A 25,104-nucleotide genomic window follows, 5' to 3' on the forward strand; every position below is an offset into this window, starting at 1 on the left:
TACAACCCATGATGCCGATCAAGAGTCTGATCGAACAGCGCGCGCACGTTCGCGCGCTGTTTCGCATCTCATGGGGGGACCTCTTGAACTCGGCACGCAGCAAACGGCGTTGTTTCACCGCCGCCGTCACCACCGTCCTCGCGGTCACCCTCGGCGCGGGGCTCCTCGCCGCCCCGGCGACGGCGGCCCCCGCCTCCTTCGCGGCGGCGGCCGAGGCGGCGGCCGAGGCGACGACCCCGATCGCCGATCCCGGAGGCGTCCTCCTCGGCGCCGGCCGGGCCGGCTTCCTGAACCGGGCCCTCGTCGGCGACGCCCACCAACTCCGCTGGACGGCGTACGCGGACGGCACGACGACCACGCTGCCCGCGACGGGGTCGACACGCGCCCAGGTCTTCTTCACGGAGACCTCGGACATCCTCATGACCTCCGAGGAGGGCCGGTGGAACGGCCTGTCCCGGCACATCACGCTGCGGAACATGACCACGGGCGCCGCCCCCGTCGACGTCGACTTCACCGAGCTCGGCGCCGACTACCGGTTCGCGGGCCTCGTCGGCGACACGCTCTTCGCCGCAGGAACGAACGAGGAAGGCGCCGAGGAACTGCTCCTCCTCGACGCGACGGGCGATCCGCGGTCCGCCCGGAAGGTGTCCGACCTGCCCGAAGGCGCGTTCATCGGCTCCGTCAAGGCCTCCCGCTCCGGGGCCGCGCTGGTCGACGTCGTCGTGCGCTCCGAGACCGCCTCCGACCCCCGGCTGATCATGGTGGACGTGGCCACCGCCACGGCCGGTCCGGCCCACTCCGTCCTGGAGGGCAGCCTCCCCGGCAGCACCCACGGCCTCTCCGACACGCACGCGGCCTGGCCGGAGGGCACCGGCTCCGCCGTGACCCTGGCCATCGCCGACCGGACCACCGAGGAAGTGCGGCGCGTCGCCGTGGGGAAGCAGTTCGGCGGCGGGACCAACGTCGGCGTGCTGGGTGACTGGGTCACGTACGGCACGCCGATCGGGCTCGACCGGGACATGGACTCCCCGCCGGTCGGCGTGATCCAGGCGTTCACGGCCAGGTCCGCGACCACGGACGAGACGATCGGGCTCCTCGACCACATGACCGACGCCGTGCCCGCTCCCGACGGGACCCTGCTGGTGCGCGGCGGCCTCGTCGGGAAGGGCGAGGGCCTCTACCGGATCGCCCTCGGCGAGGACGGCAGGCCGGCCGCCGAACTCGTCGCCTCCGACGGCCGGCCGACCGAACTGACCTACCTCGGAACCGACCTCCACGCGCTCGACCTCGACGCCGACCCCGCCAAGACCCACCTGAAGTGGCGGATGTCCCGGGTCAACGCCGACGTGCACCTCAAGCTGACCCACCGGAGGTCCGGCGAGACCTTCGAGCTCACGATGCGCCTCTACCGCGAGTCCGCCGGCGCCTACACCTACGACCACCAGACCTTCGGCCTGTCCTGGGCGGAGATCGCCGCGAAGTCGAAGCTGGGCAAGGCCGCGTACAACGGCGTCTACGACTGGTCGTTCCGGGCCGTCCCGCAGAACGGCATCGGCCCCGACCTGAACGCCTCCGGCGAGTTCTCCGCCCGGCACACGGCCGACCCCCACGACCTCAACGACAACCGCACCCCCGACCTGCTCGCCCGGGACGCCGGGGGCGACGTGTGGCAGATCGACACCGCCTACGACGCGTCCGCGAAGACCCTGACGGCCGCCGCACCGCGCAAGCGGGCCGGGACCGGCTGGGCCGACTACGACCGGATCGAGTCCATCGGCAACACGGGTGGTGAGGCGGGCGACTTCGTCACCCGCGACAAGAGCGGCGTGCTCTGGATCCACCACGGTGCCGGGCCGCTCTCCGACGAGGCGCTCATGCCCCGACAGAGGGTCGGCGGCGGCTGGAACACGTACACGGAGCTGACCGGCGGCAGCGACCTGAACGGTGACAAGACGCCCGACCTCGTCGCCGTCGACAAGGCCGGCGACCTGTACCTGTACGAGTCCACCGGCACCGCCTCCACCCCGTTCGCCCAGCGCAAGAAGATCGGCCACGGCTGGGGGATCTACCACCGCATCGCCGCCACCGGGAACATCGGCGGCGGCCCGGCCGGCGACCTCGTCGCCCGCGACGCGGCCGGAAAGCTGTGGCTGTACCTCGGCAAGGGGGACGGCACCTTCGCGCCCCGGACGGAGATCGGCGGCGGCTGGGGCCCGTACACCGACATCGTCGGCATCGGCGACGCCAACGGCGACGACAAGCCCGACCTGTACGCCCGTGGCACGGGGAACACCTCGTACTTCTACGCCGGTACGGGCGACTGGAAGACCCCCTTCAAGGCCCGGACGGCCAGCCCGGTCCTGGGCACCGAACCGAACAGCCCCTACAACAAGGTGTTCTGACGGTCATTCGCCCTCTGCCACGCCTCTCTCCGGCCCGGGCCCGCGCACCGGCATCGCCGCGCGGGCCCTACACCCGAGGGCGGTCGGCGGGGCCGGTGCCGGGCCACTCGTCGCTGCGCCACTCGCGCCGGCCCCCGGCCGGGACGCCGTGGGCGGCGAGGGCGGTGGGCAGGTCGGGGTGGACGAGGACGGGCGGGTGGGAGCCGTCGGGGACGAGGGAGCCGTCGGCGGGGATCGCGGCGAGTTCGAGCCGGCGGTCCTCGGCCGCGAGCCGGCGGGCGGCCGTGGCGACGGCGAGCTGGCCGCCGACCGACCAGCCGCGCAGGCTCGTCAGGTCCAGGACGACGGGGCCCGTGCCGCGGGCCAGCGCCCAGCCGACCGCCCCGGTGAAGCGGTCGACGGCTTCGGCGCCGAGGAAGCCCGCGAGGGACAGGACTCCCAGCTCCTCATGGACGGTGTATCGCCACTCGATGGTCATGGACTCGCCTTCGGTCTCGCGGGGGGACGCGGGGATCTCGCGGGGGACGGGGCCCCGCACGCCGGGGCCGCCGGCACGGTCGGGACGGGGGGCCGGGGCGGCCGCTCCGGCCGTGCGGTCACCGGGGCCCCGTACGGGGGCTCTCGCGTGCGGCGGACGCCTTCCGCCCGGGGCGCGCCCGCAGCAAGCCCTCCTCCTGGAGGTGGGCGCGGGCTCCGGCGATGGCCTCGGGGGTCGTGGCGTACACCCGTCCCTCCCGGCGCAGCGCGTCGAGCGTGCCGACCGATGCGAGGACCCGGCGCTGGCCGGGCCGTACGCCCGAGGCCATGACGGCGATGCCCCGCCGGTGGAGCTTCTCGATCGCGTCCTTGAGGACGAGCGCGCCGGTGGCGTCCATCGTCGTCACCCGCGACAGCCGCAGGACGACCACCCGGACGTCGGCGACCTCGGACAGTTCCAGCAGGAAGCGGTGGGCGGCGGCGAAGAAGAGGGGGCCGTCGATCCGGTAGGCGACGATGTGCTCGGCCAGCAGGGCGTGCTCCTCGTCGGAGTGCTCGCCGGGCAGGTCGGCACGGAAGTCCACCCGGTCCAGGCGGGCCTGCTCGGCGACGGCGCGCAGGGCCAGCAAGCCGGCGACGGCCATGCCGATGACCACCGCGTAGACGAGGTCGAGGACGAGCGTCGCCAGGGCGGTGAGCACCAGGACGGCGGCGTCGGACCGGGTGGCGCGCGCCATCGCCCGCAGGGAGCCGACCTCGATCATCCGTACGGCGGTGGCGAGCAGGACGCCGGCCAGCGCCGCGAGGGGGATCTTCGACACGAGCGGGGCGGCGGCGAAGACGATCACCGCGAGGACCGCCGCGTGGGTGAGCGCGGCGAGCCGGGAGGAGGCCCCGGAGCGGACGTTGACGGCGGTACGGGCGATGGCGCCGGTCGCGGGCACGCCGCCGAACAGCGGTGCGGCGATGTTCGCCAGGCCCTGCCCGAACAGCTCCCGGTCCGGATCGTGCCGCTGTCCCACGGTCATGCCGTCGGCGACCTGCGCCGAGAGCAGCGACTCCAGCGCGGCGAGCGCGGCCACCGCCACCGCCGGAGCGATCAGCGAGCCCAGCGCGGAGACGTCGAGGAAGCCGAGGGAGGGGACGGGCAGTCCGGCCGGAAGGTCTCCGATGGGTTCCGCCGCGTCCAGGTGGAAGACCTGCGCCGCGGCCGTGGCGGCGATCACCGCCACGATCGAGAACGGGACCGCCGGCCGCCACCGGGAGCCGACGAGCATGACGGCGGCGACGCCCAGCGCGAGGCCGAGGGCGGTCCAGTTCGGGGCCCGGACGAACCCCTCGACCGCGTGCCACGTCACCTCCAGGACCCGGTCGCCCTCGGGCTCGGCCACGCCGAGGGCGTTGGGCACCTGCTGGAGGCCGATGACGAGCGCGATCCCCAGCGTGAAGCCCTCGATCACGGAGGCGGGGACGTAGGCCATGTACCGCCCGGCCCGGGCCGCGGCGAGGCCGACGCAGAGGAGACCGGCGAGGAGGCCGACGGTCAGCACGCCGCCCGCGCCGTACTGGGCGACGATCGGGACCAGTACGACGGTCATCGCGCCGGTCGGGCCGGAGACCTGGAGGTTCGAGCCGCCGAAGACGGCGGCGAGCGCGCCGGCCACGACGGCGGTCGCGAGCCCCGCCTCGGCACCGAGCCCGGAGGTCTCGCCGAATCCGAGGGCCAGCGGAAGCGCCACGACGGCGACCGTGAGCCCCGCGAGCAGGTCGCGGCGCGGGTCGCGCCCCATGACGGCGAGGTCCGCACGGGTGGGCAGGAGGGAACGCACCCGCTTCCACAGGGGGTTCACCGCTCCGCCGCCCCGGTCTCCTGGAGCTCGGCGAGGAGCTCGTTCCGGCCGGACAGCATCTCGGTGAGGATGCGGCGCGCGGCCTGCATGAGGTCGGCGACGTCGCCGCCGGCCAGCGTGTAGACCACGGTGGAGCCCTCGCGGCTCGCGGTCACGATCCCGGACCGGCGCAGGACGGCGAGCTGCTGGGAGAGGGCAGGCGCCTCGACGTCGAGCTCCGCGAGGAGGTCGCGCACCGGCGTCGGCCCGTCCTGGAGCAGTTCGAGGACCCGGATGCGGACCGGGTGCCCCAGCATCCGGAAGAACTCGGCCTTGGTCTGGTACAGCGGAACCGGCACGGTCTCCCCTTCCTCGTCGTCGGGCCCGTGATCGGTGATCGGTGATCGGTGATCGTGTGCGCGGGCCGGGTGCCGCGCTCGCGGCTGTCCACGGGTGCGGCCGGTAGAGCATCCAACGAATTTCAAAATTATGCAATTATGAACTCCTCTAACTGTCGAAGTGGAATGGATCCTCCCCGTGCCCGAGAACCAGCTGCCGCCCTGCCCCCAGTGCTCCGGCGTCTACGCGTACGAGACGGGCGCCCTGCTCGTGTGCCCCGAGTGCGGCCACGAATGGGCGCCGGCCGCCGACGGCGCCGCTGCCGGGGACGCGGGCGCGAAGGTCGTCAAGGACGCCGTCGGCAACGTCCTCGCCGACGGCGACACGGTCACCGTGATCAAGGCCCTGAAGGTCAAGGGCAGCCCCCAGGGCATCAAGGCCGGCACCAAGGTCCGCAACATCCGCCTCGTCGACGGCGTCGACGGCCACGACATCGACTGCCGCGTCGAGGGCTTCGGCTCCATGCAGCTCAAGTCGAGCGTCGTCAAGAAGGCCTGACGGAGGACACGGGGGACGGCCCTCACGGACCCGCGGCAGGGGCGACCGTGTTCCGGATCCGGCGCCCGGCCGGGGCCGGGACCCGCTAGGTTCGACCCGGCGCCGTGAGCAACCGTGAGAGATGAGAGGGTCTAGCGGGTGAGCGAGACACCACCGAACACCCTGCAGTACCGCGTCGACGGGCGAGAGGACGCCCCGGTCCTGGTCCTGGGGCCCTCCCTGGGCACCACGTTCCACATGTGGGACCGGCAGATCCCCGACCTCACGCGGGACTGGCGGATCGTACGCTTCGACCTCCCCGGACACGGCGGCGCGCCCGCGCAGCCCTTCGGCTCCGTCGCCGAGCTGGGCGACCGGCTGCTCGCCACCCTCGACGCGCTCGGGATCCAGCGCTTCGGGTACGCGGGCTGCTCCCTCGGCGGGGCCGTCGGGCTCGACCTCGCGCTGCGGGCGCCCCACCGGGTCGCCTCGCTCGCCCTGGTCGCCACCTCGCCCCGGTTCGGCACCGCCGACGAGTTCCGGCAGCGGGGCGTCATCGTGCGGGCCAACGGCCTGGAGCCGATGGCCCGCACCGCCCCCGAGCAGTGGTTCACCCCGCTCTTCGCCGGCGCGCAGCCCGCCATCGTCGACTGGGCCGTGCAGATGGTCCGTACGACCGACCCCGCCTGCTACATCGCCGCCTGCGAGGCCCTCGCCGTCTTCGACGTCCGCGAGGCCCTCGGCCGCGTCGGCGTCCCCGCGCTCGTGCTCGTCGGCTCCGAGGACCAGGTCACCGGGCCCGCCGAGGCCCGCACCCTGGTCGCCGGCATCGCCGACGCCCGGCTCGCCGTCGTCCCCGGCGCCTCCCACCTGGCCCCCGTCGAGCAGCCCGCCGCCGTCACCGACCTGCTCCTCGACCACTTCGCCGGGACCGTCCAGGACACCAGCGGCACCCTGACCGTGCCGCCGCTCCCCGCCGGACCGGCGCCCGCCGCCGAGCCCGCGGCCCCCGCCCCGGCCGCCGAGCCCGCCGGGGACGGACGCCCCGACCCGTACGAGAAGGGGCTCGGGCTGCGCCGCGAGGTGCTCGGCGACGCCCAGGTGGACCGGGCCCTCGCCGAGGACCCCGACGGCACCCTCCAGGGGCTCGTCCACCGCTACGAGTGGGGCGAGGTCTGGAGCCGCGAGGGCCTGGACCGGCGCACCCGCAGCGCCGTCACCCTCACCGCCCTCCTCGCCGGGGGCCACCGGGAGGCCCTCGCGGACCACACCCGGGCCGCCCTCCGCAACGGCCTCTCGCCCGACGAGATCCGCGAGATCGTGCTCCACGCGGGCGTGTACTGCGGCCTCCCGGCCGCCGAGACCGCCCTGCGGGTCGTCACCCGCGTCATCGCGGAGGAGACCACGCCCCCGGCGTAGCCTGGTCGTGTGAAGCTGACGAAGAAGTCCCACGCCTGCGTCCGCCTGGAGAAGGACGGGCGGACGCTCGTCCTCGATCCCGGCGGGTTCACCGAGGAGGACGCGGTCGTCGGGGCCGACGCGCTGCTCGTCACCCACGAGCACCCCGACCACTTCGACGAGGGCCGGCTGCGGGCCGCCCTGGAGGCGAACCCGGCCGCCGAGATCTGGACGCTGCGCAGCGTCGCCGAGCGGATCTCGGCGGCCTTCCCCGGCCGGGTGCACACCGTCGGCCACGGCGACGCCTTCACGGCCGCCGGGTTCGACGTCCGGGTCCACGGCGAGCTGCACGCGGTGATCCACCCGGACATCCCGCGCATCACCAACGTGGGCTACCTCGTCGACGGCTCCGTCTTCCACCCCGGCGACGCGCTCACCGTGCCCGACCACCCCGTCGACACGCTCCTGCTGCCCGTCATGGCCCCCTGGAACAAGATCTCCGAGGTCATCGACTACGTGCGCGAGGTGAAGCCGCGCCGGGCGTACGACATCCACGACGCCCTGCTCACCGACCTCGCCCGGCCCATCTACGACCGCCAGATCGGCGAACTCGGCGGCACCGACCACTCCCGGCTCGCCCCGGGGCACTCCGCCGACGTCTGAGCCGGCCCGGAGGACCGGCCGTTGTCGGTGCCCGCCAGTAGGCTTGCGCCCATGCGCATCGCCACCTGGAACGTCAACTCGATCACCGCCCGGCTGCCCCGTCTCCTGGCCTGGCTGGAGAGCAGCGGCACCGACGTGCTGTGCATCCAGGAGACCAAGTGCACCGCCGAGCAGTTCCCCGCCGGGGAACTGCGGGAACTGGGCTACGAGTCGGCGGTCAACGCCACCGGCCGGTGGAACGGCGTCGCGCTGCTCTCCCGGGTCGGCCTCGACGACGTGGTCACGGGCCTGCCCGGCGGCCCGGAGTACGACGGGGCGCAGGAGCCCCGGGCGGTCTCCGCGACCTGCGGCCCGGTCCGCGTCTGGTCGGTGTACGTGCCGAACGGCCGCGAGGTGGCCCACGAGCACTACGCCTACAAGCTGCGCTGGCTGGAGGCGCTCAAGGCGGCCGTCGGGGAGGACGCGGCGGGCGACCGCCCCTTCGCGGTCCTCGGCGACTACAACATCGCGCCGGCCGACGAGGACGTCTGGGACATCGCCGTCTTCGAGGGCGCCACGCACGTGACGGAGCCGGAGCGGGCCGCGCTCGCGAGCCTGCGCGAGACCGGCCTGCGCGACGTGGTCCCGCGCCCCCTCAAGTACGACCACCCCTTCACCTACTGGGACTACCGCCAGCTCGGCTTCCCGAAGAACAAGGGGATGCGCATCGACCTGGTCTACGGCAACAAGCCCTTCGCCGACGCGGTCACGGACAGCTACGTGGACCGCGAGGAGCGCAAGGGCAAGGGCGCGTCGGACCACGCCCCCGTCGTCGTCGACCTCGACGTGTAGCCCGGCCCGGGGCCCGCCGCCCGGGGCCCGGCGCCCGGAAACGATCTCCGCGCGCCGAGTGGTGGACCGGCGGGTGGCGGTGCGACGCTGTTCGGATGAACATCCCGTTTCTGGACAGCTGGCGCAAACGGCACCATCTCGACCCCCCGGCCGACCCGCCGGCCGCCGCCGCTTTCGACCGCGCCCCGGACGGGATGGCCGAGCTGTTCGCCGAGTGCGAGCTGCTGCGCACCCGGGCCGCGGAGGCCGGGGTGGTGCTCGACGACACCCCGCGCTCCCTCCAGGAGCTCGACCAGCTGCCGCCCCGCTGGCGGGACGACCCGGAGGAGCTGCCCTGGTTCGGGAACGACGCGGGGCTCTACCTCGGCACGGTGATCGTCCGTGACGTCCCGGCCGCCCGCTGGCAGATGCGGCCCGGCGGCGGCCCGGTGGTGCGGCTCGCCTCCGGCCGGGAGATCCAGGTCGTCGAGGCCGGTCTCGACTGGGCGATGACGGGTGCGCCGCAGCTCTCCCAGGTGTACGCGGAGGCCGCCGAGTACTGACCCGTACGCCTGTCGGCCGCCCCCCTTCCGCAGTAAATACGGCTAATACCTGTTTCATGCGTGTCGTCCCTGAAGTCCTTTTTCCGGTGGATAGTTTGCGTGGACCGCGACACCCACGGGAACCGCGACACCGCTGAGGAATGGGGCAGGGCAGCGTATGGCCGTCGTCGATCCGCTGATCGAACTGCGTGGCGTCAACAAGCACTTCGGCACGTTGCACGTCCTCCAGTCCATCGACCTCACCGTCGGCCGCGGGGAGGTGGTCGTCGTCATCGGACCCTCCGGCTCCGGCAAGTCCACCCTCTGCCGGGCGATGAACCGCCTGGAGAGCGTCGAGTCGGGCGAGATCCTCATCGACGGACAGCCGCTCCCCGAGGAGGGCAAGGCGCTCGCCCGGCTGCGGGCCGAGGTCGGCATGGTCTTCCAGTCCTTCAACCTCTTCGCGCACAAGACCGTCCTCGCGAACGTCTCCCTCGCGCAGATCAAGGTCCGCAAGCGCAAGAAGGAGGAGGCCGACCGGCGTTCGCGCGAACTCCTCGCCCGGGTCGGACTCGCCGGGCACGCCGACAAGTTCCCGGCCCAGCTCTCCGGCGGCCAGCAGCAGCGCGTGGCCATCGCCCGCGCCCTCGCCATGGACCCCAAGGCGCTCCTCTTCGACGAGCCGACCTCGGCCCTCGACCCCGAGATGATCAACGAGGTCCTGGAGGTCATGCAGCAACTCGCCCGCGACGGCATGACGATGGTGGTCGTCACCCACGAGATGGGCTTCGCGCGCTCCGCCGCCAACCGCGTCGTCTTCATGGCCGACGGGAAGATCGTGGAGGACCGCGCGCCGGAGGAGTTCTTCACCGCCCCGCGCAGCGAGCGCGCCAAGGACTTCCTCTCCAAGATCCTCAAGCACTGACCGGACGGGAACCATGCAGCGTACGCACCGGACCCTGGCCGCGCTCGCCCTGCTGCTCGCCGCGACGGCGGCGCTCGGCGGCTGTGGCCGGGAGGGCAGCCCGCCCGTCAAGGGCCCGCAGCCCGACCAACTCCCGGTCTACCGGGTGAGAGCGGACTTCACCCTGCCCGGCTCCGCCACCTGGAACCGGGCGAAGAAGCGCGGCCGGCTCGTCGTCGGCGCCAAGGAGGACCAGCCCTACATGGGCGAGAAGGACCCCGCCTCCGGCCGCTACTCCGGCTTCGACATCGAGATCGCCAAGATGATGGCGGCCTCCCTCGGCTTCGACCCGGCCCGTGTCGAGTTCCGCACGATCGCCTCGGCCAACCGCGAGACCGCCCTGCAGAACGGCCAGATCGACTACTACGTCGGCACCTACACCATCAACGACAACCGCAAGAAGCTCGTCGGCTTCGCCGGGCCCTACTACCAGGCCGGCCAGTCCCTCCTGGTCCGCACCGACGAGGACGGCATCGGAGGACCCCAGGACCTGGACGGCAAGCGGGTCTGCTCGGCCGCGGGCTCCACCCCGTACCAGCGGATCGAGAAGGACTACCCGAAGGCCGAACTCGTCGCCTACGACACGTACTCGGTCTGCGTGGACAACCTGCTGACCTTCCAGGTCGACGCGGTCACCACCGACGACACGATCCTCATGGGCTACGCGGCCAAGGTCCCCGACGAGCTCAAGGTGGCCGGGAAGCCGTTCTCGAAGGAGCCGTACGGCATCGGCGTCCCGCGCGGCGACGACGCCCTGCGGTTCGCCCTGGACGACGCCATCGCCGCCCACCAGAAGAACGGCGACTGGAAGAAGGCCTACGACGCCACCCTCGGCCTCTCCGGGGTCCCCGCCCCGCCGCCGCCCGCCATCGACCGCTACCCCGCGGGCTGATCCGCAGGAGCCTCCCGACATGGACGTCCTGACCGACAACTTCTCGCTCTACGGAAAGGGGTTCCTCGGCACCGTCGAACTCACCGTCTACGCCTCGGCGCTCGCCCTCGTCCTGGGCTTCGTCATGGCCTCCTTCCGGGTCGCGCCCGTCGGCTCCTTCCGGGTCTTCGGCACGGTCTGGGTGACCGTCCTGCGCAACACCCCGCTGACCCTGCTCTTCTTCGCGGTCATGCTGGGGCTGCCCCGCTTCGGACTCGTCCTGCCCTTCCAGCTGTTCGCGGTCCTCGCCCTCGGCTGCTACACCTCGGCCTTCGTCTGCGAGGTGCTGCGCTCCGGCATCAACACCGTGCCGCGCGGCCAGGGCGAGGCGGCCCGCAGCCTGGGCATGACCTTCGCCCAGACCCTCGGCACGGTCGTCCTGCCGCAGGCCTTCCGCACCGTCATCCCGCCCATCGGCTCGACCCTGATCGCCCTCGCCAAGAACTCGGCGATCGCCGGGGCGTTCAGCGTCACCGAACTCCTCGGCACCTACAAGACGCTGAGCGAGCTCGGCTACAACATCGTCTGGACCTTCGTCTGGATCGCCGTCGGCTACCTGATCATCACCCTCACCATCAGCGCCCTCTTCCACGTCATGGAGAAGCGCTGGGGAGTCGCCCGATGACCACCGAGTCCACCGCCCTCTACGACATCCCCGGGCCGAGCGCCCGGCGGCGCCACCTCCTCTACGGCCTCCTCTCCACCGTCGTGATCCTCGCCCTGGCCGGCTGGATCCTCTACCTCCTCTTCGACACGGGCCAGTTCACCTCCGTCAAGTGGTCGCCCTTCCTCTACGAGGGCATCCAGGAGCTGCTGCTCAGGGGTCTCGGCAACACTCTGAAGGCCTTCGCCTGCGCGTCGGTGCTCTCGCTCGCCCTCGGCGCCGTCCTGGCCGCCGGCCGCCTCTCCGAACACCGCGTCCTGCGCTGGGTCTCCACCCTCTTCGTGGAGTTCTTCCGCGCCATGCCCGTCCTCGTGATGATCTTCTTCATCTTCGTGGCGCTGAAGGTGCAGCCGCTGCCCGCCCTGGTCGCCGGACTGACCCTCTACAACGGCTCCGTGCTCGCCGAGGTGTTCCGCACCGGCGTCCACTCCGTGGCGCGCGGCCAGGGCGAGGCCGCGTACGCGCTCGGAATGCGCAAGACGCAGGTGATGACCCACGTCCTGGTGCCCCAGGCCGTCCGCGCGATGCTGCCCGCCATCATCAGCCAGCTGGTGGTGGCCCTGAAGGACACCTCGCTCGGATTCCTCATCACCTACGAGGAGTTCCTGCACGCGGGCAAGCTGATCGCGTCCAACCTGGACTACGACCTGCCGTTCATCCCCGTCGTGCTCGTCATCTCGCCGATCTACATCGGGATGTGCATGGTGCTCTCCTGGTGTGCCACCCGGGTGGCCCGCCGGGAGCGCCGCGACCCGAGGGCGAAGGCCGTGGACGTCGCTCCGGCCGGACCGGGAGGGCCGCCGCCGGGAGGGCGGTAACGGGGGGCACGGGCCGCACCCGCCCGGCGGCAGCCGGAGATCACTCCTTCCGCAGCGGCACCGACACGTACGACGGGTCGGCGGCCGGGGAGGAGAAGGTCAGCTGCGCGCCGGTCGGGTTGTGCTCGATGTAGAGCGGGTCGACGGTGTCGACGACCAGCGCCAGCCGGTGCCCGGCGGGCACGTCGTACGCCGTGGAGAACAGCTCCAGGTCGACGGCGAACGGCTGCCCCGGCGTCTTGCCGTGGAAGGTGTACGGGGCGTTGGTGACCAGCTTGCCGACGCCGAGCGGGCCCACGTCGTAGAGGTACGCGACGAGGGTGCCGCTCTCCTTGGTGGAGGCGACCGTGGTGTGCGCCTTCACGGTGCCGCGCACCCGCTGCGGGGCGTCGTACCGCTCGGACTGCCACACGCCGGCGAAGGAGCGGGGGAGGAGGGGTACGGAGACCACGGGCGGGGTGCGGAGGAACTGGTCCAGGGCGTTGGTGAGCAGGGTGATCCCGCCGTTGGCGCCGGAGTCGACGTTCGCCCACACCCGCTGCGTGCCGCCGAGGTCGAACTTGCGCTGGTTCGCGTGCACGGACTTCCAGTCCGGGTAGCCCTCGTAGCCGCCCGTCGAGCGGGACTTGAGCTGGACGGGCTGCTCGCGGTCGATGCCGTTGTCGGCGCCCTTGAGGTAACGGTCGAACCAGCGCCGGGCGTTGGTCCAGGTGTCGTTGGGCAGCCCGAAGAGGCCGGTGAGCTCGGCGGTGGCGTGGTCGCCCGGACGGAACTCCAGGCGCTTGGGGCCGGTGAGCTTCTCGTAGAAGCTCGCGTACTGGTTGGGCGGGAAGATGGTGTCGCCCCAGGCGTTGCCGAGCATGATCGCGGCGCCGTTGGCGTTGATGCGGTCCAGGTAGGTCGCCGGGGAGCGGGTGCGGCCCCAGGCGATCATGTCCTCCTCCTTGGCCAGGTTCGAGGAGAGGAAGTCGCTCAGGATCTGCTTGAGTTCGGGCCCCGGGCGGCCGGTGAGGGCCCCGGCGCCGCCGAGCAGGGCGGCGGCCTGGAGGTGCTGGGTCCGGCCGCTGTAGATGGACTCGATGAGGTCGGCCCAGCCGCTGAGCGCGGCGACGGCCTTGACCCTCGGGTCGTGCGCGGCGGCGAGCAGGCTGATCCCGGCGCCGTACGAGACGCCGCCCATGCCCACCCGGTCGGGGTCGGCGGCGGTGTTGGCCAGGGCCCAGTCGATCACCTTGGAGGCGTCGGCGACGTCCTTGGGGCCCGCGGTCTCGATCTCCCCGCCGGACTGCCAGAAGCCGCGCGAGTTGTAACTCACCACGACGTAGCCGGAGTCGGCGAGCTTCCGCGCCTGGACCAGGTACTCGATCTGGGGCATGGCCCAGCTGGTGGGCAGCACGATCAGGGGGTGGCGGGCGCCGGCGGCCCCGGCGGGAGCGAGGACGTTCGCCTTGAGGACGGTGCCGCCCTCTCCCGCGATGTCGACGAAACGGATGCCGGTGGAGTCGGCGGTCTCCACGGCCTGGGCGGCGGGGGCGAGCCCGAGGGCCGTCCCGGCCACGAGGGCGGCCGAGACGGCGAGGACCAGGGATGTGCGCACGGGCACTCCTCACTGGGGACGCCGATGGGTGGTCGGCGATGGGGGGCAGTGAAAGTGACCCGACGGTAACGGCGGGGACTTACCCGAGGTAACTCCCCGGTAAGTTACGTGGCGGTAACGATTGGCGTCCGGTCGGCGCCGTCGAGCAGGCCCACGGCCTCCGCGAAGTCCGCCCGCGCCTCCTCGTACCGCTTGGCCGCGACGAGGAACATCGCCCGGTCGGTCAGGGCCCGGGGGAGTCCTTCTGCTACGCGCCGGGCGAGCGCCACCTCCTCGTCGAAGAGGGGGCGGAGGGGTTCCTCGATCCGATGGGTGCGGTTCTCGTGGAAGAGGGCGGACCGCACGGTCAGCCGGTGGTGCGCGGCCGCGAGTTCGGTGAGCCGTCCCGCCTCCGCCAGGCGCGCGGCCTCGGCCTCCAGGGCGGGGATGCCGTCGAAGTAGGCCTTCCGCACGTCCCGCGACCAGTGGTGGAGGTGGATGCCGAACGCCGGTGCCGGGGCCTCCGGCGACGCGGGAGGCTCCACCGTCCGGGCCGACAGGGCGTACAGAGTGGTCCACCAGGAGAGGATGTTGCTCCAGCTCCTGGGCTCGCCGGACTCCGCGAGCCGGTCGAGGACCGTCAGGGCCTCCCGCCGGTCCGCACCGGCCTGCCCGTGCCGTCCGGCGGCGTCCAGCATCCGGGAGCGGTGGACGAGTTCCCACACCAGGTGGGCCAGTGCGGCGGAGTCGCTCTCCGTCTCCCGCCGCGTGTCGTCCACGAGCCCGGTGAAGACCGCCGCCGCCTCCTCGCGCCGCCCGGCCGCCTCCAGCTCCGCCGTCCGCGCGACCGCCGACCAGAAGGAGACCTCCGTCTCCGCACCGGCATACCGCATCCGCAGGCCCGCCCCCTCCCCGTGGCGCCCCTCCTCGGCCAGTACGACGGCCAGCCGACCGCTTCCGTGCACCGGGTGCGCCGCCTGTCCCCGCTCGAAGCCGACCCGCCCGGCCTCGGCCATCTCCTCGCAGACCGCGCGCCCCTCGGCCCGCCGACCCAGCTCGAAGAGCGTGCGTTCGTAGTCCCCCAGGGCCCCGAGGAGCAGGACCGTCCTCCTCGGGTGGTCGGCGCGGATGCGGCGGGCCGCGTCCACGGCCTCCGCGTACAGCACCAGTTCCCGCTCCGGGCCGCGCCTGCGCCCCACCTCGTACCCGTACCGGCCCAGCGCCCCGACCAGCTTCGGCAGATACGCCGCCGGGCTCACCTTCGCGAGGACCCGGTACGCCTCGACCTCCTGGGGCAGGCCGAGCCGCCCCGATCCGAGCAGCATCGTCCTCGCCCGCAGGACCGCGTCCTGATCGATGTTCTGACTGATGTTCCCGGAGTGATTCATGACGGAGATTCTGGAAGCCGGGGGAGGGGCCGGACAAGGCGCGCGAACTGTGCGTTCGGTCCTACGAAAAACGCCTCTGACCTGTCATGATGGTGACGTCTTCACCCCCTCGGACCCCTCCGGTCAGGCCGCTGCCGCCGGTTCGGCGGCGGAGGGCTCGGGCGCCGGGGGAGCCGTACGGGCCGCGCGCGTCACGTCGGCCACCAGCTCCACCACGTCGGGGCCGTACGCCTCCGAGTTGACCACCTTCAGGAGCAGCACGAACGAGCCGCCGCGGTGACGGCGGGCCAGGGTCTCGTGGTGGCGGGCCAGATAGCGGGTCGCCGCCTGGTTGGTGATCGCCCGCTGGCCGCAGAAGAGGAAGACCGGCCGGTGGCCCTCCCCGGCCGTCAGCCGGGCCAGGATCACGTACTCCGAAAGGCCCTTCTCCATCAGGTACCGCTCGCCGCCTATCGTGATCGAGCCCCGCACCTCGGACGGCTCGACGTCCACGTTCACCTGCACGCCCGGCAGCAGGGTCGTCAGGTGGGCGGCCATGCGCCTGTTCGAATACGGGCCTCCCACGCAGAATTCGGTGCGGTCGCCGAAGCCCTGGTGGGTCTGGTCCTGCGGCAGGATGCGGGCCTGCGCGCCGCAGTCCTTGATCAGCGCGGAGAGTTCGAGCATCGCGAAGACGTCGTAGCGGTGCACCACGTTGTCCCCGCCGGACTCCCTGTTGACCACGAGCAGGCACTCCGAGCCGCCGGGCAGCCCGAAGAACGCCTGCTTGCGGCGGAGCCCGCGCCGCCACCGGTAGGTACGGCCGAGCCAGCCGAGGGTGGCGCTGACGCCGGTGGCGAGCACCCCGAGCACGATGTTGCGCACGTCTTCGTTCATGGGCGCGCATGGTAGCGGCCGTCCGGCTTCCGGTTCGAGATCCCGTTCGAGGCGTTCCTGACGGGAGGGGCGGGAGGAAGTTACGCTGCGCGGACGGTTGTTGACTGGAGGTACGAATGCGTCGCTCCGCCGCTGGCAAGGTCTCCGTTCTCGCCGTCACGGCGACGGTCCTCTCGATGGGCGCCGCCGCGCCACCGGCGGCGGTGGCGAAACCGCCCCTCAAGGAGCCCGTCGCGACCGGCTACGGCGGAGCCGTCGCCAGCGTCGACGCCGACGCCTCGGCCGCCGGGATCGAGATCCTCCGCAAGGGCGGCAACGCGGTCGACGCCGCCGTCGCCGTCGCGGCCGCGCTCGGCGTCACCGAGCCCTACTCGGCCGGCATCGGGGGCGGCGGCTACTTCGTCTACTACGACGCGAAGAGCCGCAGCGTGCACACCGTCGACGGCCGCGAGACCGCGCCCCGCTCCGCCGACGCGAACCTCTTCAGGGAGAACGGCGTCCCCATCCCCTTCGAGGAGGGCATGACCAGCGGGCGCGGCGTCGGCACCCCCGGCACCCCGGCGACCTGGAAGTCCGCCCTCGACGCCTGGGGCAGCAAGCGCCTCTCCACCCTCCTCGCACCCGCCGAACGCCTCGCCCGCGAGGGCTTCACCGTCGACGAGACCTTCCGCTCCCAGACGGCCGCCAACGAGGCCCGCTTCCGCGACTTCCCCGCCTCCTCGGCCCTCTTCCTGCCCGGCGGGCAACTTCCCGCGGTCGGCTCCCGCTTCAGGAACCCGGACCTGGCCCGTACGTACGAGAAGCTCGGCCGCGAGGGCGTCGGCGCGCTCTACAAGGGGCCGCTCGCCCGGGACATCGTCACCACCGTCCGCACGCCCCCCGTCCGGCCCGGGGCCACCCGGAACGTCCGCCCCGGCGACCTGACGGAGCGCGACCTGGCCTCGTACCGGACGGTGTTCCGCACGCCGACGAAGGTCGCGTACCGGGGGCTCGACGTCTACGGCATGGCCCCCTCCTCCTCCGGCGGCACCAGCGTCGGCGAGGCGCTCAACATCCTGGAGCGCACCGACCTCTCCCGCGCGTCGCAGGCCCGCTACCTGCACCGCTTCATCGAGTCGAGCCGCATCGCCTTCGCCGACCGGGGCCGCTGGGTCGGGGACCCGGCCTTCGAGTCCGTGCCGACGCGCGGCCTGCTCTCCCAGCGGTTCGCGGACTCCCGCGCCTGCCTGATCCGCGACGACGCCGTCCTGACCAGCCCGCTCGCGCCCGGCGACCCGCGCGACCCGGCGGCCTGCGCCCCCGGCGGGACCGCCGCCCCGACCACGTACGAGGGCGAGAACACCACCCACCTGACGGTGGCCGACAAGTGGGGCAACGTCGTCGCCTACACCCTCACCATCGAGTCCACCGGCGGCAGCGGGATCACCGTGCCCGGCCGGGGCTTCCTGCTCAACAACGAGCTGACCGACTTCTCCTTCGCCCCGGCGAACCCGGCCGTGCACGACCCGAACCTGCCCGGCCCCGGCAAGCGGCCGCGCTCCTCGATCTCCCCGACGATCGTCCTCGACCGTCACGACCGGCCCGTCCTCGCGCTCGGCTCGCCGGGCGGCGCGACCATCATCACCACCGTCCTGCAGACCCTCACCGGGGTCGTCGACCGGGGCCTGCCGCTGGTCGAGGCGATCGCCGCGCCGCGCGCCAGCCAGCGCAACCAGACCACCACCGAGCTCGAACCCGGCCTGTGGAACAGCCCCGTCCGCGCCGATCTGGAGGCGATCGGGCACGGCTTCCGGCAGAACCCGGAGATCGGCGCGGCGACCGGCGTCCAGCGCCTGCCGGACGGCCGCTGGGTGGCCGCGGCGGAGAAGGTCCGCCGGGGCGGCGGCTCCGCGATGGTGGTCCGGCCGGCGGGGCGGTGACCGGCGGCGCGGTGACTGGCGGGCGGTGATCGGTGGCGCGGTGACTGGCAGGGCGCTGACTGGCGGGGCGGTGATCGGCGGCGCCTACAGCGCCGTCAGGACGCGCGGGCCGTCGTCCGTGATCGCCACCGTGTGCTCGGCGTGGGCGGCGCGCGAGCCGTCGACCGTGCGCATCGTCCAGCCGTCCCGCGCCGTGTAGTAGTCGTCGGTGCCGCCGCCGACGAGCATCGGCTCGATCGCCAGCGTCATCCCGTGGCGCAGCTTCATGCCCCGGCCCGGGCGTCCCTCGTTGGGGACGCCCGGGTCCTCGTGCATGGTGCGGCCGATGCCGTGCCCGCCGAAGCCGTCCGGGATGCCGTATCCGGCGGCCCGGCAGACCCGGCCGATCGCGTGCGCTATGTCCCCGATCCGGTTGCCGACGACGGCCGCCGCGATGCCGGCCTCCAGGGCCTCCTCCGCCGTGGCGATCAGCCGGGCGTCCTCCGGCCGGGCCCGGCCGACCGTGAAGCTGACGGCCGAGTCGCCCGCCCAGCCGCCGAGCAGCGCCCCGCAGTCCGCCGACACCAGGTCGCCCGGCGCGAGCCGGGTGTCGTCCGGGACGCCGTGCACGATCGCGTCGTTCACCGACAGGCACACCACCGCCGGGAACGGCACCGGCGCCCACTCCGGGCGGTAGCCGAGGAAGGGCGAGGCGGCGCCCGCCCCGTCCAGCACCTCGCGCGCGACCCGGTCGAGGTCCGTCAGCCGGACACCGGGCGCCGCCGCCTCCCGCACGGCCGCCAGGGCACGGGCCACCACCCGCCCGGCCTCCCGCATGGCCGCCAGGGATTCGTTCGTCTTGATCTCCACCATGCCAATTACTATACCGGTATTAGAATGGTCCCCATGGTGCGCACACCCCTGACCCCCGAAGAGCGCGAGCGCGGCGAGCGCCTGGGCCTGCTCCTGCGCGCGGCGCGCGGCGAGCGGTCCATGGCCGAGATCGCCGCCGCCGCCGGCCTCTCCGCCGAGACCCTCCGCAAGATCGAGACCGGCCGGGCCCCGACCCCCGCCTTCTTCACCGTCGCGGCCCTCGCCGGAGTCCTCGACCTCTCCATGGACGAACTGGTGGCGCACTGCGTCCCGGTCCCCGTCTGAGCGGCGGAACACCCCCGGGCTTAGGCTCCGGGCATGATTCCCGAGGAACTGCGGCGCGGCCGCTACGTCAGTCTCACCACCTTCCGGAAGAACGGCACGGGGGTCGCGACGCCCGTCTGGTACGCGGTGGAGGGCTCCGAGCTGTACGCCTGGACCCGCACCGACTCCTGGAAGGTCAAGCGGCTGCGGAACGACCCCCGGGTCGAGGCCGCCGTCTGCGACGTGCGCGGAAAAGTCCCCGAGGGCGCCGCGCGCGTGACCGGCGAGGCCCGCCTCGTGACGGGCGAGGAGCTGCGCCGCGTCCGGAAGCTGCTCCTGCGCAAGTACACCTGGCAGTTCTGGTTCATCGACGTGCCCGCCACCGTCTTCCGGCTCGGCAAGCGCCCGCACACCGGGATCGTCGTGCGCTTCCCGTGAGGGGAGGGCGGGCACCCGCACGAAAACGGTCCGTAGTCGTCCCGTAACACGACTGCGGTCCAATACCCGCGGACCGTACGGTTCCAGTCGACCGCGGGGCAGGTGCGTAACGCATGACGGTGAGTCAGCAGCCGGTGGAAGTCGCCGAGTTCACCCACTGGCTGGCGGGCCTCACGGCCCGCCTCCGGCCGGACGACGGCTGGTACGGGGTCTTCGCCGCGCGCGACCCGGAGGGCCTGCGCGCCTGTCTCGACGGTACGGAACTGCTGCCCTGGGACGTCGTCTCGTCCCTGCTCCAGGACGCCGGGGAGCCCGCCGGCGGGCCCTTCGCGGCCCGGGGCCGCGCCCTGTACGCGGCGGCCGCGGGCGCCCACGACCGCCGGCCCGGCGCGGCGGCGGCGCTCGCCGAACGCCGGGAACTCATGGAGCGCGAACGCCGGTACGCCGAGTCCCGCGCCCGCGAACTGCTCGAACGGCTCCGCGCGGTCCCGGGCCCGGACCCCGAGGAGGCCGCCCGCCTGGAGCACGACCTCGCCTGGACCCACGACGACCGGGCCAGGGCGGTCGCCCGCGTCACGGAACTGACGGCACGGCTCGCGGGGACGGGGGAGCGGGGACGGGGGCCGATCCCGGAGGGCGGGGCCCCGGCGGGCCGCGCTCCGGCTCCGCCGGTGACCCCGACGCCTGCGGCCGGGCGGGCCGCGACGGCCGAGGCCGACTGGATCACGACGGCTCCGGCCGACTGGGCCTCGGCGCCTGAGGCCGGCCGGGCCGCGACGGCTTCGGCGACACCCGCCGCCGCGTCCCCGGCACCCGCCGCCGCGTCTCCGGCCTTCGCCCCCGGCCCCCCGTCGAAACCGGAGCGGTCGGCGAAGGCCGGGAAGGCCGGACGCCGCCCCCGGGGCGCCCGGTACGCCTGGCTGGAGGAGGGCGACGAGGCGCGGGAGGCCGTACCCGAGCCCGCGCCCGTTCCCGTGCTCCCCGCAGGGGGCGCCGCACCCCGGGGTGCCCGCTTCGGAGGCGCCGGGTCCGAGGGGCCGGGCGGGGGACCGGTCGTCGGCCCGGCGGAGGACCCCGCCGAGGCGGCCCGCGCCGCCGCGAACGCCGTCTACGCCCTCCGCAGGCTCCGTGCCCGGGGCCGCAGCGGCGAGGCCCACGTCCTGCTCTGCGAGGCGCTCGGCGGCCCGCCCGCCCGGCTGCCCGCCCTCGCCGACGAACTGCACCGGGCCGGGCTCGACGCCGACTGGGCCACCCTGCTCTGGGAGGCGGCCTCGCTACCGCCCGACCGGCTCGCCGCCGTCGCCGGAGTCCTCGCCGACGCGGGCCGGGCGGCCGACTGCGAGCAGCTCCTCCGCCAGGGCGTGGCCCGCCCGGTCGAGGAACTGGCCGGGGCCTGCGCCGCCCTGCACGCCGAGGAGCACCACCGCGAGGCCCACGCCCTCCTGACCGCCTTCGTCCGCGTCCGCGCCCCCGAGGACGCGGCCCGCCTCGCGGGCGCCGACCCGCGCGGCCTCGTCCCCCAACTCCTCGACGCGGCCCGCGCGGTGTCCGGCTCCCGCGAGCGCGACCTCCTCCACGCCTTCCGCGTGGCGGGCCTGGCGGGCGCCTGAGCGGCCGCGACCGCCGGAGCCGGACCGTACGGGACCGGTGGGCGTACCCGTACGCCTCCCCACGTGTCGGTACGTGTCCGATGTGGACCACTCGGGTATGAAACATGATCGACCCGGCCGGTTCACGGCGGCGGTCTTGCTCCGGGGTGTGACGGGGCTTACGTTCTCCTCCTACGCATCGCGTCTACGTGCGTAGAGGCTCTCTGACGCCGTGCCGAAGGAGCAGCTCATGACCGACGTCGTACGCGCCGCGCTCGTCCAGGCATCCTGGACGGGCGACACCGAATCCATGATCGCCAAACACGAGGAGTACGCCCGGGAGGCCGCCCGCCAGGGCGCCGAGGTGATCGGCTTCCAGGAGGTGTTCAACGCCCCCTACTTCTGCCAGGTGCAGGAGGCCGAGCACTACCGCTGGGCCGAGCCCGTCCCCGACGGACCGACCGTCAGCCGGATGCGGGACCTCGCCCGCGAGACCGGGATGGTGATCGTCGTCCCCGTCTTCGAGATCGAGGGCGAGGGCTTCTACTACAACACCGCCGCCGTGATCGACGCCGACGGCAGCTACCTCGGCAAGTACCGCAAGCACCACATCCCCCAGGTCAAGGGCTTCTGGGAGAAGTACTACTTCCGCCCGGGCAACGCCGGCTGGCCGGTCTTCGACACCGCCGTCGGCAAGATCGGCGTCTACATCTGCTACGACCGCCACTTCCCGGAGGGCTGGCGCGAACTCGGGCTCAACGGAGCCCAGTTGGTCTACAACCCGTCCGCCACCCACCGCGGCCTCTCCGCCCACCTCTGGCAGCTGGAGCAGCCCGCCGCCGCCGTCGCCAACGAGTACTTCGTCGCCGCCATCAACCGCGTCGGCGTCGAGGAGTACGGCGACAACGACTTCTACGGCACCAGCTACTTCGTCGACCCGCGCGGCCGCTTCGTCGGCGACGTCGCCTCCGACAAGGCCGAGGAGCTCGTCGTCCGCGACCTCGACTTCGGCCTCATCGAGCAGGTCCGGCAGCAGTGGGCCTTCTACCGGGACCGACGCCCCGACGCGTACGACGGGCTGGTGCAGCCGTGAACGACCTCTACGACCGGCACAGGGCCGTCATCCCCGACTGGGTCGCCCTCTACTACCGCGACCCCCTGGAGATCACCCACGGCGAGGGCCGCCACGTCTGGGACGCCGAGGGGCGCAGGTACCTCGACTTCTTCGGCGGCATCCTCACCACCATGACCGCCCACGCCCTGCCCGAGGTCACCAAGGCCGTCGCCGAGCAGGCCGGGCGGATCATCCACTCCTCGACGCTCTACCTCAACCGGCCCATGGTGGAGCTGGCCGAGCGGATCGCCGGGCTCTCCGGCATCCCCGACGCCCGGGTCTTCTTCACCACCTCCGGCACCGAGGCCAACGACACCGCCCTCCTCCTGGCCACCGCGTACCGCGGCTCGAACCAGATCCTGGCGATGCGCAACAGCTACCACGGCCGCTCCTTCTCCACCGTCGGCATCACCGGCAACCGCGCCTGGTCGCCCACCGGCCTCTCCCCGCTCCAGACGCTCTACGTGCACGGCGGCGTCCGCACCCGGGGCCCCTACGCCGAGTACACCGACGAGCGGTTCGTCGAGGCCTGCGTCGCCGACCTCGAAGACCTCCTCGGCCACACCCGGAACGTCGCCGCCCTCATCGCGGAGCCCATCCAGGGCGTCGGCGGCTTCACCTCCCCGCCCGACGGCCTGTACGCCGCCTTCCGCCGCGTCCTGGACCGGCACGGCATCCTGTGGATCGCGGACGAGGTGCAGACCGGCTGGGGCCGCACCGGCGAGCACTTCTGGGGCTGGCAGGCCCACGGCCAGGCCGGGCCGCCCGACATCCTCACCTTCGCCAAGGGCATCGGCAACGGCATGTCGGTCGGCGGGGTCGTCGCCCGCGCCGAGGTCATGAACTGCCTCGACGCCAACTCCATCTCCACCTTCGGCGGTTCGCCGGTCACCATGGCCGCCGGGCTCGCCAACCTCTCGTACCTCCTGGAGCACGACCTCCAGGGCAACGCGCGCCGGGTCGGCGGCCTCCTGATCGAACGGATCAGGGCCGCGTGCGCCGGAGTCCCCGCCGTACGGGAGGTGCGCGGCCGCGGCCTCATGATCGGCATCGAACTCACCGAACCGGGCACCGACCGCGCGAACCCGGACGCGGCCGCCGCCGTCCTGGAGGCGGCCCGCGAGAACGGCCTGCTCATCGGCAAGGGCGGCGGACACGACACCAGCACCCTGCGCATCGCCCCGCCGCTCTCCCTCACCGTCTCCGAGGCCGAGGAGGGCGCCGCCCTGCTCGAAGCGGCCCTCCGCTCCCTGTAGCCCCGTCAGCCGCCCCCGCAGTTCCGACTCAGCGACCAGGGAGAGTCCCGTGAGCACCCGTACCCTCATCCGGGGCGGTCTCGTCGTCACCGCCGCCGACGAGGTCCACGCCGACGTGCTGATCGAGGACGGCCGCGTGGCCGCCCTCGCGGCCCACGGCTCGGACGCGGCGGCCGGCTGGACCGCCGACCGGACCATCGACGCCACCGACCGCTACGTCATCCCGGGCGGCGTCGACGCCCACACCCACATGGAGCTGCCCTTCGGCGGCACCTTCGCCTCCGACACCTTCGAGACCGGCACCCGCGCCGCCGCCTGGGGCGGCACCACCACCATCGTCGACTTCGCCGTCCAGAGCGTGGGCCACACCCTGCGCGAGGGGCTCGACGCCTGGTACGCCAAGGCCGACGGCGTCTGCTCGATCGACTACGCCTTCCACATGATCCTCTCCGACGTCAACGAGCACACGCTCAAGGAGATGGACAAGCTGGTCCAGGAGGGGATCTCCTCCTTCAAGCTCTTCATGGCCTACCCCGGCGTCTTCTACAGCGACGACGGGAAGATCCTGCGCGCCATGCAGCGCTCCGCCGAGAACGGCGGGCTGATCATGATGCACGCCGAGAACGGCATCGCGATCGACGTCCTCGTCGAACAGGCCCTCGCCCGGGGCGAGACCGACCCCCGCTACCACGGCGAGGTCCGCAAGGCCCTCCTGGAGGCGGAGGCCACCCACCGCGCGATCCAGCTCGCCCGGGTCGCCGGCGCCCCGCTGTACGTCGTGCACGTGTCGGCCCAGGAGGCGGTGGCCGAGCTGGCCGCCGCCCGCGACAAGGGGCTCCCCGTCTTCGGCGAGACCTGCCCCCAGTACCTCTTCCTCTCCACCGACAACCTCGCGGAGCCCGGCTTCGAGGGCGCCAAGTACGTGTGCAGCACGCCCCTGCGGCCCGAGGACCACCAGGCGGCGCTCTGGCGGGGGCTGCGGACGAACGACCTCCAAGTGGTCTCCACCGACCACTGCCCCTTCTGCTTCACCGGACAGAAGGACCTCGGCCGGGGCGACTTCTCCAAGATCCCCAACGGCCTTCCCGGGGTGGAGAACCGCATGGACCTCCTCCACCAGGCCGTCGTCGACGGGCACATCTCCCGGCGCCGCTGGATCGAGATCGCCTGCGCCGCCCCGGCCCGCATGTTCGGCCTCTACCCGCAGAAGGGCACGCTCGCGCCGGGCGCCGACGCCGACGTCGTCATCTACGACCCGCACGCCACCCAGGTGATCTCGGCCGAGACCCACCACATGAACGTCGACTACTCGGCGTACGAGGGGAGGACCGTCACCGGGCGGGTCGAGACGGTCCTCTCGCGCGGCGAGCCCGTCATCGACCAGCGGAAGTACGTCGGCCGCGCCGGGCACGGGGTCTTCACCCCCCGCTCCACCTGTCAATACCTGAACTAGGAGAC

Annotated in this window: 24 protein-coding genes; 17 read left to right on the plus strand and 7 right to left on the minus strand. The window is 73.1% G+C overall.

Features of this window, described 5'->3' with window-relative positions; translation table 11 throughout:
• The first annotated feature begins 83 nt into the window (after positions 1-83).
• The gene (locus ACIQVI_RS01725; RefSeq protein ID WP_403589880.1) at positions 84-2,402 is read left to right on the plus strand and encodes an FG-GAP repeat domain-containing protein; all 2,319 of its coding nucleotides are present in this window, start codon (positions 84-86) and stop codon (positions 2,400-2,402) included.
• Positions 2,403-2,469: 67 nt separating this feature from the next.
• Here ACIQVI_RS01725 and ACIQVI_RS01730 read toward each other — a convergent pair whose 3' ends face one another.
• The 3 genes from ACIQVI_RS01730 to ACIQVI_RS01740 form a co-directional block, all read right to left on the minus strand.
• Positions 2,470-2,880, minus strand: a complete 411-nt coding sequence (locus tag ACIQVI_RS01730; RefSeq protein WP_351969287.1) for an STAS domain-containing protein — start codon at positions 2,878-2,880, stop codon at positions 2,470-2,472.
• 118 nt (positions 2,881-2,998) lie between these two features.
• Positions 2,999-4,669 carry a SulP family inorganic anion transporter gene (locus ACIQVI_RS01735; protein ID WP_403592191.1) on the minus strand — a complete coding sequence of 557 codons (1,671 nt, stop codon included), beginning with the start codon at positions 4,667-4,669 and terminating at the stop codon, positions 2,999-3,001.
• Positions 4,670-4,725: 56 nt separating this feature from the next.
• The gene (locus tag ACIQVI_RS01740) at positions 4,726-5,067 is read right to left on the minus strand and encodes an ArsR/SmtB family transcription factor (protein ID WP_403589883.1); all 342 of its coding nucleotides are present in this window, start codon (positions 5,065-5,067) and stop codon (positions 4,726-4,728) included.
• Between the two features lie 178 nt (positions 5,068-5,245).
• On the opposite strand from ACIQVI_RS01740, the gene ACIQVI_RS01745 reads away from it, so the two are divergent.
• The 9 genes from ACIQVI_RS01745 to ACIQVI_RS01785 all read left to right on the plus strand — a co-directional run bounded on the left by ACIQVI_RS01745 (position 5,246) and on the right by ACIQVI_RS01785 (position 12,374).
• Entirely contained in the window at positions 5,246-5,605 is a 360-nt protein-coding gene (locus ACIQVI_RS01745; RefSeq protein WP_403589885.1) for a zinc ribbon domain-containing protein YjdM, read from the plus strand.
• Between the two features lie 138 nt (positions 5,606-5,743).
• The gene (locus tag ACIQVI_RS01750) at positions 5,744-7,003 is read left to right on the plus strand and encodes an alpha/beta fold hydrolase (protein WP_351969275.1); all 1,260 of its coding nucleotides are present in this window, start codon (positions 5,744-5,746) and stop codon (positions 7,001-7,003) included.
• Positions 7,004-7,012: 9 nt separating this feature from the next.
• Positions 7,013-7,645 (plus strand): MBL fold metallo-hydrolase, encoded by a 633-nt coding sequence (locus ACIQVI_RS01755; protein WP_351969274.1) that lies wholly within the window; start codon positions 7,013-7,015, stop codon positions 7,643-7,645.
• A 51-nt stretch (positions 7,646-7,696) separates the two neighbouring features.
• Positions 7,697-8,476: an exodeoxyribonuclease III gene (locus ACIQVI_RS01760; RefSeq protein ID WP_403589888.1), complete on the plus strand. Its 780-nt coding sequence runs from the start codon at positions 7,697-7,699 to the stop codon at positions 8,474-8,476.
• A 95-nt stretch (positions 8,477-8,571) separates the two neighbouring features.
• The gene (locus tag ACIQVI_RS01765) at positions 8,572-9,018 is read left to right on the plus strand and encodes a DUF6278 family protein (RefSeq protein ID WP_403589889.1); all 447 of its coding nucleotides are present in this window, start codon (positions 8,572-8,574) and stop codon (positions 9,016-9,018) included.
• Positions 9,019-9,175: 157 nt separating this feature from the next.
• A complete protein-coding gene (locus tag ACIQVI_RS01770) occupies positions 9,176-9,922 on the plus strand; it encodes an amino acid ABC transporter ATP-binding protein (protein ID WP_121833147.1) in 747 nt (248 codons plus the stop codon).
• A 13-nt stretch (positions 9,923-9,935) separates the two neighbouring features.
• Complete coding sequence (locus tag ACIQVI_RS01775) at positions 9,936-10,853, plus strand: glutamate ABC transporter substrate-binding protein (protein ID WP_351969271.1); 918 nt, start codon at positions 9,936-9,938, stop codon at positions 10,851-10,853.
• Between the two features lie 19 nt (positions 10,854-10,872).
• Positions 10,873-11,517: an amino acid ABC transporter permease gene (locus ACIQVI_RS01780; protein WP_121833145.1), complete on the plus strand. Its 645-nt coding sequence runs from the start codon at positions 10,873-10,875 to the stop codon at positions 11,515-11,517.
• Positions 11,514-12,374 carry an amino acid ABC transporter permease gene (locus ACIQVI_RS01785; RefSeq protein ID WP_351969270.1) on the plus strand — a complete coding sequence of 287 codons (861 nt, stop codon included), beginning with the start codon at positions 11,514-11,516 and terminating at the stop codon, positions 12,372-12,374. The genes ACIQVI_RS01780 and ACIQVI_RS01785 overlap by 4 nt, the downstream gene beginning before the upstream one ends.
• 40 nt (positions 12,375-12,414) lie before the next feature.
• On the opposite strand, the gene ACIQVI_RS01790 is transcribed toward ACIQVI_RS01785, so the two are convergent.
• From ACIQVI_RS01790 to ACIQVI_RS01800, 3 genes are all read right to left on the minus strand, one after another.
• Positions 12,415-13,971 carry an alpha/beta fold hydrolase gene (locus ACIQVI_RS01790; protein WP_403589891.1) on the minus strand — a complete coding sequence of 519 codons (1,557 nt, stop codon included), beginning with the start codon at positions 13,969-13,971 and terminating at the stop codon, positions 12,415-12,417.
• 104 nt (positions 13,972-14,075) lie between these two features.
• On the minus strand, positions 14,076-15,338 hold the full coding sequence (locus ACIQVI_RS01795) for a hypothetical protein (RefSeq protein ID WP_403589893.1): 1,263 nt from the start codon (positions 15,336-15,338) through the stop codon (positions 14,076-14,078).
• Positions 15,339-15,461: 123 nt separating this feature from the next.
• Complete coding sequence (locus ACIQVI_RS01800) at positions 15,462-16,214, minus strand: hypothetical protein (RefSeq protein ID WP_351969267.1); 753 nt, start codon at positions 16,212-16,214, stop codon at positions 15,462-15,464.
• 116 nt (positions 16,215-16,330) lie between these two features.
• On the opposite strand from ACIQVI_RS01800, the gene ggt reads away from it, so the two are divergent.
• Entirely contained in the window at positions 16,331-18,133 is a 1,803-nt protein-coding gene (ggt, locus tag ACIQVI_RS01805) for a gamma-glutamyltransferase (protein ID WP_403589895.1), read from the plus strand.
• Between the two features lie 84 nt (positions 18,134-18,217).
• On the opposite strand, the gene map is transcribed toward ggt, so the two are convergent.
• Entirely contained in the window at positions 18,218-18,985 is a 768-nt protein-coding gene (gene map / locus ACIQVI_RS01810) for a type I methionyl aminopeptidase (protein WP_351969265.1), read from the minus strand.
• A 33-nt stretch (positions 18,986-19,018) separates the two neighbouring features.
• Between map and ACIQVI_RS01815 the strand changes: the two genes are divergently transcribed.
• The 6 genes from ACIQVI_RS01815 to hydA all read left to right on the plus strand — a co-directional run bounded on the left by ACIQVI_RS01815 (position 19,019) and on the right by hydA (position 25,099).
• Complete coding sequence (locus ACIQVI_RS01815; protein WP_121833151.1) at positions 19,019-19,270, plus strand: helix-turn-helix domain-containing protein; 252 nt, start codon at positions 19,019-19,021, stop codon at positions 19,268-19,270.
• Positions 19,271-19,303: 33 nt separating this feature from the next.
• Positions 19,304-19,687, plus strand: coding sequence for a PPOX class F420-dependent oxidoreductase (locus ACIQVI_RS01820; RefSeq protein ID WP_403589898.1), 384 nt, complete (start codon positions 19,304-19,306; stop codon positions 19,685-19,687).
• 113 nt (positions 19,688-19,800) lie between these two features.
• Complete coding sequence (locus tag ACIQVI_RS01825; protein WP_403589900.1) at positions 19,801-21,297, plus strand: UL36 very large tegument protein; 1,497 nt, start codon at positions 19,801-19,803, stop codon at positions 21,295-21,297.
• A gap of 229 nt (positions 21,298-21,526) precedes the next feature.
• Complete coding sequence (locus ACIQVI_RS01830) at positions 21,527-22,369, plus strand: nitrilase-related carbon-nitrogen hydrolase (RefSeq protein ID WP_403589902.1); 843 nt, start codon at positions 21,527-21,529, stop codon at positions 22,367-22,369.
• The gene (locus tag ACIQVI_RS01835; protein WP_403589904.1) at positions 22,366-23,646 is read left to right on the plus strand and encodes an aspartate aminotransferase family protein; all 1,281 of its coding nucleotides are present in this window, start codon (positions 22,366-22,368) and stop codon (positions 23,644-23,646) included. The genes ACIQVI_RS01830 and ACIQVI_RS01835 overlap by 4 nt, the downstream gene beginning before the upstream one ends.
• Before the next feature lie 49 nt (positions 23,647-23,695).
• Positions 23,696-25,099: a dihydropyrimidinase gene (hydA, locus tag ACIQVI_RS01840; RefSeq protein WP_403589906.1), complete on the plus strand. Its 1,404-nt coding sequence runs from the start codon at positions 23,696-23,698 to the stop codon at positions 25,097-25,099.
• Positions 25,100-25,104: the final 5 nt, after the last annotated feature.

This window comes from Streptomyces sp. NPDC098101, from assembly GCF_044760185.1.
Lineage (GTDB): Bacteria > Actinomycetota > Actinomycetes > Streptomycetales > Streptomycetaceae > Streptomyces.

Bases quoted from the DNA above. Each gene is read 5' to 3' on its own strand.
- ACIQVI_RS01730 (WP_351969287.1), bottom strand. From the start codon at position 2,880: ATGACCATCGAGTGGCGATACACCGTCCATGAGGAGCTGGGAGTCCTG.
- ACIQVI_RS01735 (WP_403592191.1), bottom strand. From the start codon at position 4,669: ATGGGGCGCGACCCGCGCCGCGACCTGCTCGCGGGGCTCACGGTCGCC.
- ACIQVI_RS01760 (WP_403589888.1), top strand. From the start codon at position 7,697: ATGCGCATCGCCACCTGGAACGTCAACTCGATCACCGCCCGGCTGCCC.
- ACIQVI_RS01765 (WP_403589889.1), top strand. From the start codon at position 8,572: ATGAACATCCCGTTTCTGGACAGCTGGCGCAAACGGCACCATCTCGAC.
- ACIQVI_RS01770 (WP_121833147.1), top strand. From the start codon at position 9,176: ATGGCCGTCGTCGATCCGCTGATCGAACTGCGTGGCGTCAACAAGCAC.
- ACIQVI_RS01775 (WP_351969271.1), top strand. From the start codon at position 9,936: ATGCAGCGTACGCACCGGACCCTGGCCGCGCTCGCCCTGCTGCTCGCC.
- ACIQVI_RS01780 (WP_121833145.1), top strand. From the start codon at position 10,873: ATGGACGTCCTGACCGACAACTTCTCGCTCTACGGAAAGGGGTTCCTC.
- ACIQVI_RS01785 (WP_351969270.1), top strand. From the start codon at position 11,514: ATGACCACCGAGTCCACCGCCCTCTACGACATCCCCGGGCCGAGCGCC.
- ACIQVI_RS01795 (WP_403589893.1), bottom strand. From the start codon at position 15,338: ATGAATCACTCCGGGAACATCAGTCAGAACATCGATCAGGACGCGGTC.
- ACIQVI_RS01800 (WP_351969267.1), bottom strand. From the start codon at position 16,214: ATGAACGAAGACGTGCGCAACATCGTGCTCGGGGTGCTCGCCACCGGC.
- ggt (WP_403589895.1), top strand. From the start codon at position 16,331: ATGCGTCGCTCCGCCGCTGGCAAGGTCTCCGTTCTCGCCGTCACGGCG.
- map (WP_351969265.1), bottom strand. From the start codon at position 18,985: ATGGTGGAGATCAAGACGAACGAATCCCTGGCGGCCATGCGGGAGGCC.
- ACIQVI_RS01815 (WP_121833151.1), top strand. From the start codon at position 19,019: ATGGTGCGCACACCCCTGACCCCCGAAGAGCGCGAGCGCGGCGAGCGC.
- ACIQVI_RS01820 (WP_403589898.1), top strand. From the start codon at position 19,304: ATGATTCCCGAGGAACTGCGGCGCGGCCGCTACGTCAGTCTCACCACC.
- ACIQVI_RS01825 (WP_403589900.1), top strand. From the start codon at position 19,801: ATGACGGTGAGTCAGCAGCCGGTGGAAGTCGCCGAGTTCACCCACTGG.
- ACIQVI_RS01830 (WP_403589902.1), top strand. From the start codon at position 21,527: ATGACCGACGTCGTACGCGCCGCGCTCGTCCAGGCATCCTGGACGGGC.